This is a genomic window from Methylobacterium sp. Leaf91 (genome assembly GCF_001422815.1).
Classification (GTDB): domain Bacteria; phylum Pseudomonadota; class Alphaproteobacteria; order Rhizobiales; family Beijerinckiaceae; genus Methylobacterium.
This window is the reverse complement of record NZ_LMMP01000023.1, coordinates 339,158-355,206: the sequence shown is the minus strand read 5'-3', so window position 1 is coordinate 355,206 and position 16,049 is coordinate 339,158. Positions and strand designations below refer to the sequence as shown.

Below are 16,049 nucleotides of genomic sequence, written 5' to 3'. Positions count from 1 at the left end.
GCGTCGCGGTGTCTCCAGCGGTCCTCGCGTTGCGTCGCGCCTGAGGTGGTCGTGTTGCATCCCAGCCCGGCTGTTCGAACGGACTTTGCCCCGCACGCCCTCTCGTATTGGAGGGGCCGCAAACCTCRTCATGGCAGCCCAGAACGGGGTCGGTGCCGGGGCATTTAACTCCCGACCTACCGCGCCCCCATCCGAGCCCCCAGACTATCGAGCCGCCGCCCGGGGCGATGGTGACCGACACCACCGACGCAGGCACCGCCCCGCCGCCCCTTTCGGCCCACCCGGTCGGTCACCGGACAGGCCCCCTTCGCTGGGCGGCAGGTGTGGGGATATAGGCATGAAATAGGAATTTTATCAAGAAGTTTCATGTCGGGGAGAACGGTCTCGGCCATGGGACCGCGATCGGGAAGCCTCGGCGATCCTTGGCGTCACATCGGGGGCGAAGGTCTCGTGAACGCTCCGGCTTCCCCCGGTCGAGGGGGGCGCGTCACCGAGCGGGGGAGCCCGAGCCGACACGCTCTGCCGGGCGTCCGGTGCGGAGGGCGACCCGCCTCACCCTTCCCGCTGCATCTCCAGCTCCAGCCAGCGGTCCTCGGCCGCCGAGAGGTCGGCCTCCGCCGCCGCGAGGGTCGCCGAGGCCTTCTGGAACAGGACCGGATTGCGGCTGTAGAGCTGCGGGTCGGCAAGGACGGTGCGGATCTTGGCGATCTCGGTCTGCAGCTTCGCGATTCGCTCCGGCAGGGTCTTCAGCTCGTGCTGGTCCTTGAACCCCATCTTCGTCTTGGGCGCCGGGGGCGCGGACGTGCTGACGAGGCGGCCCGGCTTTACCTTGCCGTCGGGGCGAGGCGCGGTGGCGCTTTTGCGCGCCTCGACGCCCTGGCCGCGCTGCGTCACCATGTCGGTATAGCCGCCGGCATACTCGACCCAGCGCCCCTCCCCCTCGCTGACGAGGACGCTGCCAACGACTCGGTCGAGAAAGTCACGGTCGTGGCTCACCAGGATCAGCGTGCCGGAATAATCGGACAGCATCTCCTGCAGGAGGTCGAGGGTCTCTAGGTCGAGGTCGTTGGTGGGCTCGTCGAGGACCAGGAGGTTGGCGGGCTGGGCCAGGGCTCGGGCGATGAGAAGGCGGTTGCGCTCGCCGCCGGAGAGCACCCTCACCGGGGTCCGGGCCTGTTCCGGGGCGAACAGGAAGTCCTTGAGGTAGCCGATGACGTGACGGCTCACGCCGCCGACGACCACGCTGTCACCGCTACCGCCGGTGAGCACCTCGGTGACCGTCATCGACGGGTCCAGCACAGCCCGGGCCTGATCGAGAAGCATCATCTTGAGATTCGTGCCCAAGGCGACGGTGCCGGAATCCGGTGCCGATTGTCCCGTGAGCAGGTTGATGAGGGTGGTCTTGCCGGCGCCGTTGGCGCCGACGATGCCGAGCCGGTCGCCACGCATCACCCGGATCGAGAGATCGTCGACGATGCGGCGCTCACCATAGGCCTTTGAGGCATTCTTGGCCTCGATCACCAGGGCGCCGGAACTCTCCGCTTCGGTGGAGGTCATCGTGGCGGTGCCGACGGGGCGGCGGTCCTCCCGGCGGTCCTTGCGCAGGGCGTGGAGGTTGCCGAGCCGCCGGACGTTGCGCTTGCGGCGCGCCGTGACGCCGTAGCGCAGCCAATGCTCCTCGTCGGCGATCTTGCGATCGAGCTTGTGCCGGTCGCGCTCTTCCTCCTCGAAGAAGGCGTCGCGCCAGGCCTCGAAGGTGGAAAAGCCCTGCTCGATCCGCCTCGTGATGCCGCGATCGAGCCAGACGGTGGTCTTCGACAGGGCCGAGAGGAAGCGTCTGTCGTGGCTGATGAGAACGAGTGCGCCGCGCACGGACTTCAATTCCGCTTCGAGCCATTCGATGGCCGGCAGGTCGAGATGGTTGGTGGGCTCGTCGAGCAGCAGGATGTCGGGCTCGGGTGCCAGCGCCTGCGCCAGGGCCACGCGCCGCCCCTCCCCGCCCGACAGGCTCGCCGGGTTCTCGGCGCCGGTCAGGCCCAGGCTCTCCAGCAGGTAGCGGGCGCGGTAGGCGTCGTCGCCATGGGTGAGACCGTGCTCGACAAAATCGAGGGTGGTGGTGAACCCCGAGAAATCCGGCTCCTGCGCAAGGTAGCGGATCGTGGTGCCGGGCTGGACGAAGCGCACGCCCTTGTCGGGCTCGATGAGCCCACAGGCGATCTTCATCAGCGTCGACTTGCCCGAGCCATTGCGGCCGACGAGGCAAGTCCGTTCACCGGGGGATATCGCAAGGTCGGCCTGTTCGATCAGCGGAGTGCCGCCGAAAGTGAGCGCGACGTTCTGGAGGGTGAGAAGCGGGGGAGCAGCCATGATGCGGGCTTATGGCAGCGCAGCCGCTCCCGAACAAATGCGGTTTTGCCTGTGAGGCTACATCGTCGGGTTAGCCGGGCCGGTTGGCGACGGATCGGGCGAGACGGGAGCGGGGCTCGGGTCGATCACGGGGATCTCCGTCGGGCTCTCGGCGGGCGCCTCGGCCGGCGTAGACGCGGGGATATCCGGCCCTGGAGCCGGCGGCGGCGTCTGGGGGGCCACATAGGGCGTATCGGGAACCGGAGCTTCCGGGATGGGCGCGGGATCTATCGGGCCTGGATTCGACATGGGCGGCGCCACCTGCTCGCGAAGTTTCGGGAGAGGGCTGGAAACGGGCGAGTGCCCGTTGCCGTTCCCCCGATGGCGCTCCTCAGCCCTTCTTGATCAGGAGCTGGCTGCCTTCCTTGCCGATGATCTTCTTCATCCGCTCGGCGAACAGGGCCAGCAGCATCGGCAGGCGCACTTCGATACGGACCGTCTCCGGAAGGACGTCGACCTCGCCGTCCACCTTCTGGCCCATGGCCGACATGGCGAAGTTCAGACGGTCGTCTGTCCAGGTCATGTGTTCGACATTGATTCCGGCCTTGGCGCAGGCCGCCTTCGCCTTGTCCAGCCCGCTCGAGATCCGCCGTTTCGCCTCGACGGGACCGATCTCGTGGGGAATCTCGACGATCAGGGGCTTTGCCATGGGGGAACCATCCTCAAACACGCATCCAGCCGTCAAGATGGGGCCGATCGCCATCCATGCAACGGCAACCGGCCCCTTAGTTGATCAAGCGCGGCAGTGAAACCCGCCTTTCGCGGAATCGCCATGCGGCATCAGGAGGATGAGGCATGCCGCACGTCGTCGCGACCCGGCACCGCCATCCTCTGGCATGCCCATGACGTCACGGGTTCCGCGTCAGTTCACGACCTTGAGCGAGACGTAGGTCGTGCCGCCCATGCCGAGCGCTCGGGCAGAGCCTTTGGCGAGATCGATGATCCGGCCGCGCACGAAAGGCCCGCGATCGTTGATGCGCACCACCACCGAGCGGCCGTTGCGCTTGTTCTCGACTCGGACACGGGTGCCGAACGGCAGGCTGCGATGGGCGGCGGTCATCCCGTTCGGATTGAAGCGCTCGCCATTCGCGGTCTTGCGGCCGCTGCCGTACCAGGAGGCCGCGCCGGATTGGGCTGCGGCCGGTGCACTGAGTGCGGCGAGAGACATGGCGGTTCCAATAGCGGCAGCGGTCCAACGAACAGGCTTCATATTCATCCGCATTCCCTTTGTTGTTGCAGAGGCTGCGGAACATAGAGCCAATGAAGGCTGAAATGAGATCAGTAGAATGTGGCAAGGCCTGCCTTCATTAGCCTTCGGCGGTCTCATGACGTGTGAATAAAATCTAAAGATATTGCAAATCGGGCCTGCGCTGAAATTCTATATTGAGAGCGGATGGAGGCGGTCGTTGACAGCTTCGTTCCCGTTCTCCAACTCCGTCACAGCCCGCCACATCGATGGCGAGACATCGCCGTAACCCGGCGTGCGGTGCATGGGAGGCGCGCGTCGCCCGTGACCCTGACGATGCGGGAATGGCTGCCGATGGGGTGCGCGTGGGCTGAAAGCATCCGCGACGGGCTCGGACGAAGTTCCAAGTCGAACTCCAGATCGGCTGGTTGATATACGTTCGACTGTGATTTCATGGTGAACGGATAGTTAAATTTATCAAGCAAGAGATGAAAATTCGTCAGTATTGGAGCGGGTAGGCAAAATCTGCAGCCCCAAATCGAGACGCATTGTCTACACCCCGGCAACCTGCCCTTTACGTTAACGGCCCCATGGTCTGCCGGTCAGTCGCGTAACCGGTGTTTGCCATGGCTTCCCTGCGTACCGCGGTTGCCGACACCGTCGCCCGGAAAAGTGTCTCGCGTACCGGGCGACTCGTGTCGGCGCCGCGGATGGGTCTCGTACCCGCCGCCCAGCGTCTTCCTCTCGACGAAATCCTCGTCGGGGATTGCATCGCCGCCATGAACGCCCTTCCGGCGGCAAGCGTCGACTGTGTCTTTGCCGACCCGCCCTACAATCTCCAACTCGGGGACGGCTCGCTGTTGCGGCCCGACCAGAGCCGGGTCGACGCCGTCGACGACGCCTGGGACCAGTTCTCGAGCTTCGCTGCCTATGACGAGTTCACCCGTGCCTGGCTCACCGCTGCCCGCCGGGTGATGAAGCCGAACGCGACCCTCTGGGTCATCGGCTCCTACCACAACATTTTTCGCGTCGGTTCGGTGCTTCAGGACCTCGGGTTCTGGATCCTCAACGACATCGTCTGGCGGAAAGCCAACCCGATGCCGAATTTCCGCGGCAAGCGCTTCACCAATGCCCACGAAACCCTGATCTGGGCCTCCCGCTCGGCGGAATCGAAGAGCTACACCTTCCATTACGAGGCGCTGAAGGGCGGCAACGACGACGTCCAGATGCGTTCGGACTGGTTCATCCCGCTCTGCACCGGCGACGAGCGCCTGAAAGGCGCCGACGGCCAGAAGGTCCACCCGACCCAGAAGCCCGAAGCCCTGCTCGCCCGGACCCTGCTCTCGGCCACGAATGCCGGCGATGTGGTGCTCGACCCGTTCTTCGGCACGGGCACCACCGGGGCCGTCGCCAAGCGGCTCGGCCGGCGCTTCATCGGCATCGAGCGGGAGACGGTCTATGCCGAGGCGGCCCGCGCCCGGATCGACGCCGTGGAGCCCCTGTCCAAGGCCGCCCTCCTCGTCGCCCCGACCAAGCGCGCCGAGCCCCGTGTCGCCTTCCTGAGCGTGATCGAGGCCGGCCATATCCGTGCCGGCGAGATCCTCACCGATGCGCGCGGTCGCCATGAGGCCGTGGTACGTCCCGACGGGACGCTGATGGTCGGGCCGGCCATGGGCTCGATCCACAAGATCGGCGCCCTCGTCCAGGGCTTTCCCTCCTGCAATGGGTGGGATTTCTGGCACGCCAAGCGTGACGGAAAACTGGTTCTGATCGACGTGTTCCGGGGCCGGATGCGGGCCGCGATGGGTTCGGCCGCCTAGTTCTCTCAACGGTGAGAGGATCGGACGCGAGCCGACTTCTCCCGCAGGGTGAGGGGTCGCGCTCGTCCTATCGAGGACGCGTTTTCGGCCTGCCGCGCTTGCGCGGCGCCACAGACGGGGGCGATTCCTCCGGCTCGCTGAAAAACCCCTCCCCGTCCTCGATCGGCGGCTTTGCCACCGCGCGCGGCACCGGCTTGGGCACTGGGTGAAAGCTCGGGCGCGGCTCGGGCGGCGGAGCCTCGACTTCTGCGAAGAGTGGCGTGTCCTGGACCGCCCGCATGGCCTTCGGCCGTCCGCGCTTTACGGCCTCTGGCTTCGGATCGAACGCATGGGCCAGCACCTTTTTCATGACGCCGGGCAACGGTTCCTCTTCGAGGTCGCGTCTGGGCGTGAAGCGCATGCCGGCCGGTGCCTTCGTGGCGAGGCCGACGCGGGCGACGAAGACGGTCAGTCCCAACGGGAAATGCGTGAAGACGTGGCGCACCACGCCCGGCAGCCGCTTCCATCGCGCGTCCAGCGGAGCGTCGAGCAGGGCCTGGGCGACATCGTAACCGCTCTCCCATGCGCTGGTCGGAGGCTCCGCCATGGCACCGAGCAGCCCCTCGGGGGGGCGGGTCCGCAGCAATACGGCCTCGTCGCCGCTCCGGATCGCCACGAAGGCCGCGCCATAGCGCTCGACGCCCTTCGCTTTCTTGATCTTGCGCGGAAACGTTTCCTGCAGCCCCAGGGTGCGGGCCTCGCAGGGTGCCATCCAGGGGCAGAGGGCGCAGGCCGGTCGCTTCGGCGTGCAGATGGTCGAACCGAGATCCATCAGGCTCTGGGCGAAGTCACCGGGCCGCTGCGCCGGGACGAGGCTCTGCGTCAGCCGTCGGATCTCGGGACGCGCGGCGGGGATCGGCGTCTCGATTGCGAAGAGCCGGGTCACCACCCGCTCGACATTGCCGTCCACTGCCGCTTCCTGCCTGTCGAAGGCGATGGCCGCGATGGCGCCGGCCGTATAGGCGCCGATCCCGGGCAGCTTGCGCAAGCCGTCGAGTGTGTCGGGGAAGGCTCCCGCTTCCACGACCGCCTTGGCGCAGGCATGGAGGTTGCGGGCGCGGGAGTAATAGCCAAGGCCGGCCCAAGCCGACATGACGCTCTCCTCCGGCGCCGCCGCGAGGGCCTCCACGGAGGGAAAGCGTTCGAGAAAGCGCAGGAAGTACGGTTTGACCGCCGCGATCGTGGTCTGTTGCAGCATCACCTCGGACAGCCAGACCCGATAGGGGTCCGGAGCTTCCCCCGGCAGGGCGCGCCAAGGGAGGACGCGGCGATGCCGGTCGTACCATGAAAGGAGATCGGCGGCCTGCGGGCCTCCAACAGAAGAACCGGTCGCTGCCGTGAAGTCCGGTGACATGAAATCCCGCGACATGAGATCCGGCGTGTTGGGCGCCCGTCCATACAGGGTGGCGGCGAACGATCAAAGCATTCGAAAGCCGGCGCCGTTCGGGCTATCATGCGACTTCAGCCCGCATCGGAAACTCTCGGAGCTCATGGCCCGCATCAAACCCCTCGCCGAGCTGATCGAGACCTGTATCGGACCGGCTTTCGCCGCGCAGGGGTTCGCCTCCACCGATATCCTCGCGGCCTGGCCCGATATCGTCGGCGAGCGCCTCGCCCGCTTCTGTCAGCCTTCGAAGCTCGAATGGCCGCGCCGTGCCAAGCGGGAGGAGCAGGGCCGGCCGGATCCAGGCACGCTCGTGGTGCGCGTGGAGGGCGTCTTCGCCCTGGAATTGCAGCATCTGGCTCCCGTGGTGATCCAGCGCATCAACGCCCATTATGGCTGGGCCTGCATCGGCAAGCTCGTCCTCAAGCAGGGGCGCGTTCATCAAGCCGTTCGCAAGCGGGTCGTGCCGCCCCTCGATCCGGTGAAGCGCGGCGAAGTCGCCCTGGCCGTGTCGTCCATCGGCGACGACGCGTTGCGTGACGCCCTCGATAGGCTCGGCGTGGCGATCGTGGCTTCCTCACCACCGCAATCTCGCTGAATCTCACTTCCGACACCATCCGTGTCGCGGCGCATGGAAGCGGGACCGCAGGTCCCGTCTTGTCAGATTGTTCGCGGGTCTCTACCGCAAGCCGCATGGATCGGATCTTCGAGCGGAGCCCGTCGACATCATGATCACCCGTCGCGACACCTTGAAACTCACCGGCATGGCCATCGGCGCGGCCGCGCTCCTGCCCCGGCTGACACTCGACGCCTTCGCCCAAGATGCGAACCTCGCTTCCCTGATGGAGCCCGGCCCCCTCGGTGACGTGTGGCTGGGGCCGAAGGACGCCAAGGTCACGATCATCGAATATGCCTCGATGACCTGCTCGCACTGTGCCGCGTTTCACAAGAACACTTGGCCAGCTTTGAAGGAGCGCTACGTCGACACCGGCAAGGTCCGTTTCACGCTGCGAGAGTTTCCGCTCGATCCTCTGGCGACCGCGGCCTTCATGCTGGCCCGCTGCGACGGCGACGCGAAATACTACCCCATCACCGATCTGCTGTTCGACCAGCAGCAGGGCTGGGCCTACGTGCAAAAGCCGCAATCGCCGGTGGATGCCTTGGAGCAGATGTTGCGGCAAGCCGGATTCTCGAAGGAGAAATTCGAGACCTGTCTCAAGGATCAGAAGCTCTACGCTGCCGTGAACGCGGTGAAGCAGAAGGGGCTGGACACCTTCAAGGTCGACTCGACGCCGACCTTTTTCATCAACGGCGAGCGCTTCAAGGGCGAGATGACGATCGACGGGATGGAGAAGGTCATCAAGCCGATTCTGGGCGCCTGAGACCGAAGCTTGGCCTTCGATTGCCCTTCATGAACGGGGCGCATCGTTCAGGATCGTCGCAAGGGCCTGTTTATCTATATTTTACAGGAACTTAAGACCTATTCGGCGCGCCTTGACACTCAAGATAGGCGAAACTATGGTGCGCCGCGCTTGACGGGGTTTTCAGGCCGGTTCCCTCCACTCTCGCCAATGTGAGTTTTCGCCGTGAGCGGTAACGACGCAGGGGATGGGAATGGAGACGGACGGCAGAAGCCGGACGAGGATCTCTCGGCGAGACTGAAGCATCTCGAGAAGCGGATCGAGGAGAAGCGGCCCGCCGCTCCTTCTCGCCCCTCGTCGGGTGCCGGTGGCTCCAACGGGGCGTCATCTTTGGGCCTGGCGATGCGACTCTCCACGGAGTTCATCGCCGGTGTCCTCGCCGGAGGCATTCTCGGCTGGTTGTGCGATCAGTTTCTGGGGACGAAGCCCTGGGGTCTGATCGTTCTGCTCATGCTGGGCTTCGCAACCGGCGTCTATAACGTCATGCGTGTCTCGGGCTCGCTCTCGAGGCCGGCCGCGAAAAACGTGGTCGACAAGAACCAGGATCGGGAACGGTCCTGATCGGCGAATTTTGCCGCTTTCGAGCGGTCCTGAGGCAAAGCGGGCATCTCGCCCGCTCGTGGACAGAAGGACGGTAGCGGCAATGGCCGTAAAGATGGATCCGATCCACCAGTTCGAGCTCAAGCCGCTCGTATCCTTCGGTCATATCGGCAATCAGGAAATCGCGTTCACCCAGTCGGCGCTGTACATGTTCGCCGCCGTCGGGATCATCGCGCTGATCACGATCGTGGCGACGGCGCAGCGCTCGGTGGTGCCGGGCCGGATGCAGTCCGTGGCCGAGGTGTTCTACGAGTTCATCGGCTCGACCCTCCGTCAGTCGGCCGGGCACGGGTCCGAGCGGTTCATGCCGCTGATCTTCTCCCTGTTCATGTTCGTCCTCGTCCTGAACATGTTCGGCATGATCCCCTATGCGTTCGCCGTGACAAGCCACATCATCGTGACTTTCGCGCTGGCGCTCCTCGTGATCACCACCGTCATCGTCTACGGCTTCATGGCCCACGGCACGAAGTTCCTGAAGGTGTTCGTACCCTCGGGTGTGCCGGGCTGGCTGATGCCGATGATCGTCGCCATCGAGATCGTCTCCTTCGTCTCGCGGCCGATCAGCCTCGCGGTGCGTCTCTTCGCCAACGTGCTCGCCGGCCACATCGCCCTCAAGATCTTCGCGGGCTTCGTGCCGGCGCTTCTCGCCGCGGGTGCCTGGGGTGCGATCTCTCCGCTGCCGCTGGCTCTCAGCGTCGCGGTGACGGCCCTCGAGTTCCTCGTCGCCGGTCTGCAGGCCTACGTCTTCGCGACGCTCGCCTCGATCTACCTCAGCGACGCCCTCCACCCCGGCCACTAGGCCCCGGCGGTATCCCCTTCCGTCCCCGGTCCGCGGTTGCGGCCGGATTCCTCTCCACGCAACGAACGAACCGATACCAGGAGCAATTTGATGGATCCCTTAGCCGCTAAGTACATCGGTGCCGGCCTCGCCTGCCTCGGAATGGCGGGTGCCGCCATCGGCCTCGGCAATCTCTTCGGCCAGTTCTACGCCGGTGCCCTTCGCAACCCGTCGGCTGCTGACGGCCAGCGCGGCAACCTGCTCCTCGGCTTCGCGCTGACGGAAGCGCTCGGCATCTTCTCGCTGCTCGTCGCGCTGCTCCTCCTGTTCGCCGTCTAAGTCAGACGACGTTCGTCGACCCGACAGCAGACCCGGACCGGGCGCCCCACTCCCCTGGATGCGCGCCCGGTCCTCATTCACGAACTTACTTTGAGCGAAGGACGTCATGGCTCAGCCGGCCCATCCGACCGCAACCCATGAAGGCATCATGGCATCGCCCGCGTCCGAACATGGCGGCGGCTTTCCGCCGTTCGAGAGCCATACTTTTCTCTCGCAGCTGATCTGGCTCGCACTGGCCTTCGGCCTGCTCTATTACCTGATGGACAAGGTGGCCCTGCCCCGCATCCAGGCGATCCTGCACGACCGTGCCACGCGCCTCTCGTCCGATCTCGACGAGGCCCAGCGCATGAAGTCCGAGGCGGAGGCAGCCGGAGCCGCCTACGAGAAGTCGCTGGCCGATGCCCAGGCGAAGGCCCGCACCATCGCCACCGAGACCCGCGCTGCCTTGAGCTCCGAGGCTGAAGCCCGTCGCAAGACGCTCGAGGCCCAGCTCAACGACAGGATCGCCGCCTCCGAAGCCACGATTCGCACCCGCACCGCCGAAGCCATGGGCAGCGTTCGCTCCATCGCCGGCGAAACGGCCTCCGCCATCGTCGAGCGCCTCACCGGGACGGCTCCCGACCAGGCCAGCCTCGATACCGCATTGAACCGCGTCGCCATCCCGCACTGAGTGCGCCTGTAGCAGACGTGACCGGTCCGGCCCTGCCCTGCCGGACGCCAACGAAATAGGACGACGAGAATGTTGTTGGATGCCGAGTTCTGGGTCGCCGTCGCCTTCGTCCTGTTCATGGGCGTCGTGTGGAAGGTCGGCGGCTTCGCTCAGATCACCAAGGCCCTCGACACCCGCGGCCGCCGCGTTCGCTCCGAACTCGACGAGGCCCGCCGCCTGCGCGAGGAGGCTGCCACGGTGCTGGCCGACTACAAGAAGCGCCGCAGCCAGGCTGAATCCGAAGCCGAAGCGATTGTTGCCGGAGCCCGCGAAGAGGCCCAGCGCATCGCCGACGAGGGCCACGCCCGTCTGAACGAGTTCATTGCTCGCCGCACCAAGTCGGCCGAGACCAAGATTGCCCAGGCCGAGGTTCAGGCGACCGCTCAGGTTCGCGCCGCTGCCGCCGATACTGCCGTAAAGGTGTCCGAGGTGATCCTGCGGGAGCGCCTCCGGGGCGATGCGGCTCTATCGCTCGTCCGCTCCAGCCTGGACGAGGTTAAGGGGCGCCTTCAGGCCTGAGTGTTACCTCCATCGACGTTCGGAGAAAGCCGCCGCAAGGCGGCTTTTTTGTTCGCCGGCGTGCCGCTTCACACTCGTCCGCGGCACCCATCTCCATGGTATGGCAGCGCCGTTAGTCGCTCCGAAGAAAAATAATCCACGGAGATTCGATGCCGCCTATCATCTCCATCGCGGGCTTGTCCAAAGTCTACGCATCGGGTCTCCATGCCCTGAAGGATATCGACCTCGATATCGCTAGGGGTGAAATCTTCGCCCTGCTCGGCCCCAACGGCGCCGGTAAGACGACACTGATCAGCATTGTCTGCGGACTCGTCCGGGCAAGCGGCGGCACCGTTACGGTGGACGGCAGCGACATCGCAAAAGACTATCGTAATGCGCGAAGAGCCATCGGCCTCGTGCCGCAGGAGCTCACTACGGACGCGTTCGAGACGGTTTGGGCGACAACGAGTTTCAGCCGGGGACTGTTCGGTATGAAGGCCGACCCTGGTCATATCGAGCGGGTGCTGCGTGACCTGTCGCTGTGGGACAAGAAGGACAGCCGCATCATGACGCTGTCCGGTGGCATGAAGCGGCGCGTACTCATCGCCAAGGCCCTCAGCCACGAGCCGCGTATCCTGTTCCTGGACGAGCCGACCGCAGGCGTAGACGTGGAACTACGTCAGGATATGTGGCGCTTGGTGCGGAAGCTGCGTGACCAAGGCGTCACCATCATTCTCACGACGCATTACATCGACGAGGCCGAAGAGATGGCCGACCGAGTCGGCGTGATCCGAAAAGGTCAGATCATCTTGGTCGAGGAGAAGGCCGAGCTGATGCGCAAGCTCGGCAAAAAGCGGCTGACTCTGCAATTGCAGGCTCCGCTCCCTGCCCTGCCGGTCGAATTGGCCCCACACGGCCTCGCGCTATCGGCGGATGGTCAGGAGCTCGTCTACACCTACGATACCAAGGGCGAGCGCACCGGCATCACGACTTTGCTCACCGACCTCGCTGCGGCGGGAATCCCATTTCGCGATCTCTCCACGAGCCAAAGTTCCCTCGAAGACATCTTCGTCGATCTCGTGAGGGAGCAGGCATGAAGGTCGCCCCGATGAATCCGCTTGCGATGAATTGGCCGGCGATCCGCGCCATCTACCTCTTCGAAATGGCGCGTTTCTGGCGCACGGGCCTTCAGAGTATCGTTGCTCCGGTCATCGGCACATCTCTGTATTTCGTGGTCTTCGGCGCAGCGATCGGTGCACGCATGGCTTCCGTGGATGGAGTCGCCTATGGCGCCTTCATCGTGCCAGGCCTGATCATGCTCTCTTTGCTGACGCAGAGCATCGCCAACGCATCCTTCGGCATCTACTTCCCGCGCTTTGCCGGGACGATCTACGAGATCCTGTCGGCACCGGTCTCGCCGTTGGAGATCGTGCTCGGCTATGTCGGGGCCGCGGCTTCGAAATCGATCCTGATCGGCCTCATCATCTTGGCGACGGCGGCCCTGTTCGTACCGTTGAGGATCGAGCATCCGATTTGGATGGTAGCGTTTCTCCTGCTGACCGCGACCACGTTCAGCCTGTTCGGTTTTTTGATCGGATTATGGGCAGATGGGTTCGAGAAGCTGCAACTGGTGCCGCTTCTCATCGTCACGCCACTCACCTTCCTCGGCGGCAGCTTCTATTCCATCGAGATGCTGCCGCCCTTCTGGCGGACGGTGAGTCTCGTGAACCCGGTGGTCTATCTCATCAGCGGCTTCCGCTGGAGCTTCTTCGGCACGTCCGATGTCGGGGTGGAGATCAGCCTCGCGATGACGTTGATCTTCCTCGCCCTATGCCTTGCCAGCGTCACGTGGATCTTCCGCACCGGCTATCGGCTCAAGAGCTGATCGCCGTCACGGCCGCTCGTCGAGGAAGGCCAGCACGCCCTGCCGGTGCAGCTTGTCGCCGACAGCCGTGCTGTGATCGCGGTTGGGAAGTTCCAGGCTCTTCGCATGAGGCATGAGTGCCGCCAAAGCCGGGGCCGAGCCTGCTACAGTATCGAGGGTGCCCACCGTGACGAGCGTGGGAGCCTCGATCTGAGAGACTTCCTCCCGTGACAAGGTCTGGCGCGAGCCGCGCATACAGGCGGCGAGCGCCCGAAGGTCGCTTTTGGTCTGTTCGGCGAAGGTACGGAAGGCAGCAGCCGTGAGATTGGGCGCCTTTTCGCCAGCCGGAGCCTCCAGAGCCTCGGCGATGCCATTCGGCAAGCCCTTCCCCTCCACCAGATGCAGGCCGAGGCCCCCTAAAAGCACCGAACGCACCCGCTCCGGGTTGTCCAGTGCGAGATAGGCCGAGATCCGCGCGCCCATGGAATAACCCATGATGTCGGCGCGCTCGATACCGAGATGGTCCAGGAGCCGCCTTGTATCCTGCGCCATGATGTCGGAGCCATAGGCTTCCGGCTCGTAGAGCTTCTCGCTCTCGCCATGGCCGCGATTGTCGAGAGCGACGACCCGGCGCCCCGCCTCGGACAGGGTCTTCACCCAGAGTGTATTGACCCAGTTGACGGCATGGTTGGAGGCGAAGCCGTGGATCAGCACGATCGGATCACCGCTGCCGCCCTTCGCCGGCACGTCGATATAGGCGATGGTGGTCCCGTCGGAATCGAACGTCTGCATCGCGCTGCATGCTCCTGTCGGAAGGTCGATGGCGGCCCGAGGGCCATGCCTATTGGTCGCCAAAATCGTCCTTGAGCGGCATTGAGGCAAGGCGCGAGTGGTCAGAGGGGTGACAGGACGGCCTTTCCCTTGTCCTCATCGTACTCCAACCGTCTTCCTCCCCTTGCCGCACGGAACTTGCGGGGCGAAGAACGATCTGGCCGCCCCAGCTAAACGATTCAGGGCGTGCCATGCGGCTCGATCTTTCAGGATATGGACGGCCCATGATTCAGATCGTTCCCGTCGTCGTTCTCAAACACGTGGTGCGCGCCCCGCAGCCGGACGTCTTCCGAGCCTGGACGGACCCATCGCTCGCGCGAGGCTGGATGGCGCCGGTTGGAACCGTGGCGGAACATGTAGAGATCGACCCACGGGTCGGGGGGACATTCCTGCTGCGTGGACGGGATGAGGCGGGCGCACTTCACGCGGTTACCGGTCATTTCGAAGAGATCCGACGCGGGCATCACCTGCATCAGACTTGGACTTATGACGGGCCGAACGAAATGCTGCGAATCGGCGAGACTATCGTGCAGGTCGATCTTTTGTCGGTGGGTGACAAAGCCACGGAGATCACATTAACGCACCGCCGGATCGTCAGCGTGGACGTACGCAACGCCTATCGGTTGCATTGGCGCGACCGCTTCGAGAAGCTCCACGCCTCGCTGGCCTGAACGAGCTCCGCGGCGTCTAAAGCCGACAAGGGGGCAACGACTAGCGTCGCTGCTCCCCTTGTCGCGGATGCGATTAGCGATCTAGGCGAAGGCGGGCTGGCCGCTGGCGACGGCGCGCTGGGCGACCGCTTCGTCGTACAGCTTCTGCTCGTTTTCCTTATGGGTGAGCGAGAAGCGCACGGAGATCGCGCAGAGCGACGAGATCAGCACGGCGATACCGAGGATGAATAGCGCGCCGGGCAGGTTGCCGACCCCCTTGAGCAGGAATCCTGCCGCCACGGCGCCGACGTTTCCACCAGCGCCGATGATCCCGGCGACACCGCCCAGCGCCTTGCGATCGATGAACGGTACGAGGGCATAAGTCGCGCCGCAGGCCATGTGGGTGAACAGACCGAAGGCGAGCATGGCGATGACGGCGAGCGCGACCGATCCCGCATAGGCGAAAGCCAGAAGGCCGAGACCCTCGCCGACCATCAGCACGAACAACAGCAGGGTGCGGCCGTCGAGGCCTTTCTTACGTGCGACCCGGTCCGACGCGATGCCGCCGAGCGCACGGGCGAAGAGAGCGAGAAGTCCAAAGCTGCCGGCCGCCATTCCGGCCTGGGCCAGGTCGAGGCTGAATCGTTCGACATAATACGTCGCCGCTACCGCATGGATGAAGATCTCGACGCCGAAACAGGCGCCGTAGGTGATCGCGAGCATCCAAACGCGATAGTTCGCCATCGCCTGTTTGAAGACGGCCCAGCCGCCCTTCTTGCCGGCGTCAACCGAAACGCCGCGCGCACGAAGCTCGGTGATGTTGCCCTCGGGCGTGTCCTGCGTGAAGCGGTAATACAGCAATGCCACGACCAGCATCATGACGCCGGGCACGATCATCGACAGGCGCCAGCCCATCGTCTTCTCGACGCCGATGCTGACGAGGGCCGCCAGAATCAGCGGCATCACGCTCTGGGTGACACCACCGCCGGCATTGCCCCAGCCGCCGACCGTGGCGTTGGCCGTACCGACCACGTTCGGTGCGAACATGACCGAGGTATGAAACTGCGTGATGACGAAACTCGCCCCGATGGCGCCGATGGCGAGGCGAAAGAACAGGAAGCTCTCATAGGAATTGGCGAAGGCGATGCCGATCACCGGAATCGCACCGAGGGTCAGCAGACCCGTGTAGGTCAGGCGCGGCCCGAACCGGTCACACATGGGACCTATCAGGAGGCGCACCAGGATGGTGATACCGACTGCGGCGATGTTGATATTGTAGACCTGATCGTTGGTCAGCTTGAACTCGCCCTTGATGACCGGCATGAGCGGAGCGACGGCAAACCAGGCGAAGAAGCAGACGAAGAAGGCGAGCCAGGTGATGTGGAAGGCCCGCATCTGGGGCGTGGCCAGACTGAAGAGATCGATTCGGGTCGCTTTTTGGGACTGCATGCGGAGAGGCTCCAGGCGATCGGATATCTCCCGGCACTCCTCGCGAGTGGCCCCCATGAACGGGGTGGGGAGAGA

The 16,049-nt window shown here is 64.7% G+C and carries 17 protein-coding genes; 11 read left to right on the top strand and 6 right to left on the bottom strand.

Annotated features, from left to right (window positions below):
* Positions 1-552: 552 nt before the first annotated feature.
* The 3 genes from ASF32_RS16345 to ASF32_RS16335 form a co-directional block, all read right to left on the bottom strand.
* Positions 553-2,367 (bottom strand): ATP-binding cassette domain-containing protein, encoded by a 1,815-nt coding sequence (locus ASF32_RS16345; RefSeq protein ID WP_056430450.1) that lies wholly within the window; start codon positions 2,365-2,367, stop codon positions 553-555.
* A gap of 370 nt (positions 2,368-2,737) precedes the next feature.
* Positions 2,738-3,055 (bottom strand): polyhydroxyalkanoic acid system family protein, encoded by a 318-nt coding sequence (locus ASF32_RS16340; RefSeq protein ID WP_056430447.1) that lies wholly within the window; start codon positions 3,053-3,055, stop codon positions 2,738-2,740.
* 213 nt (positions 3,056-3,268) lie between these two features.
* Entirely contained in the window at positions 3,269-3,574 is a 306-nt protein-coding gene (locus tag ASF32_RS16335; protein ID WP_018044485.1) for a septal ring lytic transglycosylase RlpA family protein, read from the bottom strand.
* A 644-nt stretch (positions 3,575-4,218) separates the two neighbouring features.
* Between ASF32_RS16335 and ASF32_RS16330 the strand changes: the two genes are divergently transcribed.
* A complete protein-coding gene (locus ASF32_RS16330) occupies positions 4,219-5,412 on the top strand; it encodes a site-specific DNA-methyltransferase (RefSeq protein WP_280136564.1) in 1,194 nt (397 codons plus the stop codon).
* A gap of 67 nt (positions 5,413-5,479) precedes the next feature.
* Here ASF32_RS16330 and mutY read toward each other — a convergent pair whose 3' ends face one another.
* Positions 5,480-6,805: an A/G-specific adenine glycosylase gene (mutY, locus tag ASF32_RS16325; protein ID WP_056430596.1), complete on the bottom strand. Its 1,326-nt coding sequence runs from the start codon at positions 6,803-6,805 to the stop codon at positions 5,480-5,482.
* Positions 6,806-6,941: 136 nt separating this feature from the next.
* Here mutY and ASF32_RS16320 point away from each other — a divergent pair, with 136 nt between their 5' ends.
* The 9 genes from ASF32_RS16320 (at position 6,942) to ASF32_RS16280 (ending at position 13,065) form a co-directional block, all read left to right on the top strand.
* Positions 6,942-7,433, top strand: coding sequence for a DciA family protein (locus ASF32_RS16320; protein ID WP_056430444.1), 492 nt, complete (start codon positions 6,942-6,944; stop codon positions 7,431-7,433).
* Positions 7,434-7,563: 130 nt separating this feature from the next.
* The gene (locus tag ASF32_RS16315) at positions 7,564-8,217 is read left to right on the top strand and encodes a DsbA family protein (RefSeq protein ID WP_056430592.1); all 654 of its coding nucleotides are present in this window, start codon (positions 7,564-7,566) and stop codon (positions 8,215-8,217) included.
* A 204-nt stretch (positions 8,218-8,421) separates the two neighbouring features.
* Positions 8,422-8,817, top strand: coding sequence for an AtpZ/AtpI family protein (locus tag ASF32_RS16310; RefSeq protein WP_056430441.1), 396 nt, complete (start codon positions 8,422-8,424; stop codon positions 8,815-8,817).
* 82 nt (positions 8,818-8,899) lie between these two features.
* Entirely contained in the window at positions 8,900-9,655 is a 756-nt protein-coding gene (locus ASF32_RS16305) for a F0F1 ATP synthase subunit A (RefSeq protein ID WP_018044492.1), read from the top strand.
* Between the two features lie 90 nt (positions 9,656-9,745).
* Complete coding sequence (locus ASF32_RS16300; protein ID WP_018044493.1) at positions 9,746-9,973, top strand: F0F1 ATP synthase subunit C; 228 nt, start codon at positions 9,746-9,748, stop codon at positions 9,971-9,973.
* A gap of 106 nt (positions 9,974-10,079) precedes the next feature.
* Entirely contained in the window at positions 10,080-10,643 is a 564-nt protein-coding gene (locus ASF32_RS16295; protein WP_056430437.1) for an ATP synthase subunit B, read from the top strand.
* A gap of 72 nt (positions 10,644-10,715) precedes the next feature.
* The gene (locus ASF32_RS16290) at positions 10,716-11,201 is read left to right on the top strand and encodes an ATP F0F1 synthase subunit B (protein ID WP_200919161.1); all 486 of its coding nucleotides are present in this window, start codon (positions 10,716-10,718) and stop codon (positions 11,199-11,201) included.
* 149 nt (positions 11,202-11,350) lie between these two features.
* Complete coding sequence (locus ASF32_RS16285; protein ID WP_056430431.1) at positions 11,351-12,277, top strand: ABC transporter ATP-binding protein; 927 nt, start codon at positions 11,351-11,353, stop codon at positions 12,275-12,277.
* Positions 12,278-12,303: 26 nt separating this feature from the next.
* Positions 12,304-13,065 carry an ABC transporter permease gene (locus tag ASF32_RS16280; RefSeq protein WP_056430589.1) on the top strand — a complete coding sequence of 254 codons (762 nt, stop codon included), beginning with the start codon at positions 12,304-12,306 and terminating at the stop codon, positions 13,063-13,065.
* A 6-nt stretch (positions 13,066-13,071) separates the two neighbouring features.
* On the opposite strand, the gene ASF32_RS16275 is transcribed toward ASF32_RS16280, so the two are convergent.
* Positions 13,072-13,836, bottom strand: a complete 765-nt coding sequence (locus tag ASF32_RS16275) for an alpha/beta hydrolase (protein ID WP_056430428.1) — start codon at positions 13,834-13,836, stop codon at positions 13,072-13,074.
* Between the two features lie 230 nt (positions 13,837-14,066).
* Between ASF32_RS16275 and ASF32_RS16270 the strand changes: the two genes are divergently transcribed.
* A complete protein-coding gene (locus ASF32_RS16270; RefSeq protein WP_244478132.1) occupies positions 14,067-14,546 on the top strand; it encodes an SRPBCC domain-containing protein in 480 nt (159 codons plus the stop codon).
* 81 nt (positions 14,547-14,627) lie between these two features.
* Here the strand turns inward: ASF32_RS16270 and ASF32_RS16265 are convergent, their stop codons facing one another.
* Positions 14,628-15,974, bottom strand: coding sequence for an MFS transporter (locus tag ASF32_RS16265; protein WP_056430421.1), 1,347 nt, complete (start codon positions 15,972-15,974; stop codon positions 14,628-14,630).
* Positions 15,975-16,049 lie beyond the last annotated feature (75 nt).

Excerpts from the sequence above, each read along its gene's own strand:
- ASF32_RS16345 (WP_056430450.1), bottom strand. The coding sequence starts at position 2,367 with ATGGCTGCTCCCCCGCTTCTCACCCTCCAGAACGTCGCGCTCACTTTC.
- ASF32_RS16340 (WP_056430447.1), bottom strand. The coding sequence starts at position 3,055 with ATGGCAAAGCCCCTGATCGTCGAGATTCCCCACGAGATCGGTCCCGTC.
- ASF32_RS16335 (WP_018044485.1), bottom strand. The coding sequence starts at position 3,574 with ATGTCTCTCGCCGCACTCAGTGCACCGGCCGCAGCCCAATCCGGCGCG.
- ASF32_RS16330 (WP_280136564.1), top strand. The coding sequence starts at position 4,219 with ATGGCTTCCCTGCGTACCGCGGTTGCCGACACCGTCGCCCGGAAAAGT.
- mutY (WP_056430596.1), bottom strand. The coding sequence starts at position 6,805 with ATGTCACCGGACTTCACGGCAGCGACCGGTTCTTCTGTTGGAGGCCCG.
- ASF32_RS16320 (WP_056430444.1), top strand. The coding sequence starts at position 6,942 with ATGGCCCGCATCAAACCCCTCGCCGAGCTGATCGAGACCTGTATCGGA.
- ASF32_RS16315 (WP_056430592.1), top strand. The coding sequence starts at position 7,564 with ATGATCACCCGTCGCGACACCTTGAAACTCACCGGCATGGCCATCGGC.
- ASF32_RS16305 (WP_018044492.1), top strand. The coding sequence starts at position 8,900 with ATGGCCGTAAAGATGGATCCGATCCACCAGTTCGAGCTCAAGCCGCTC.
- ASF32_RS16300 (WP_018044493.1), top strand. The coding sequence starts at position 9,746 with ATGGATCCCTTAGCCGCTAAGTACATCGGTGCCGGCCTCGCCTGCCTC.
- ASF32_RS16295 (WP_056430437.1), top strand. The coding sequence starts at position 10,080 with ATGGCTCAGCCGGCCCATCCGACCGCAACCCATGAAGGCATCATGGCA.
- ASF32_RS16285 (WP_056430431.1), top strand. The coding sequence starts at position 11,351 with ATGCCGCCTATCATCTCCATCGCGGGCTTGTCCAAAGTCTACGCATCG.
- ASF32_RS16280 (WP_056430589.1), top strand. The coding sequence starts at position 12,304 with ATGAATTGGCCGGCGATCCGCGCCATCTACCTCTTCGAAATGGCGCGT.
- ASF32_RS16275 (WP_056430428.1), bottom strand. The coding sequence starts at position 13,836 with ATGCAGACGTTCGATTCCGACGGGACCACCATCGCCTATATCGACGTG.
- ASF32_RS16270 (WP_244478132.1), top strand. The coding sequence starts at position 14,067 with ATGCGGCTCGATCTTTCAGGATATGGACGGCCCATGATTCAGATCGTT.
- ASF32_RS16265 (WP_056430421.1), bottom strand. The coding sequence starts at position 15,974 with ATGCAGTCCCAAAAAGCGACCCGAATCGATCTCTTCAGTCTGGCCACG.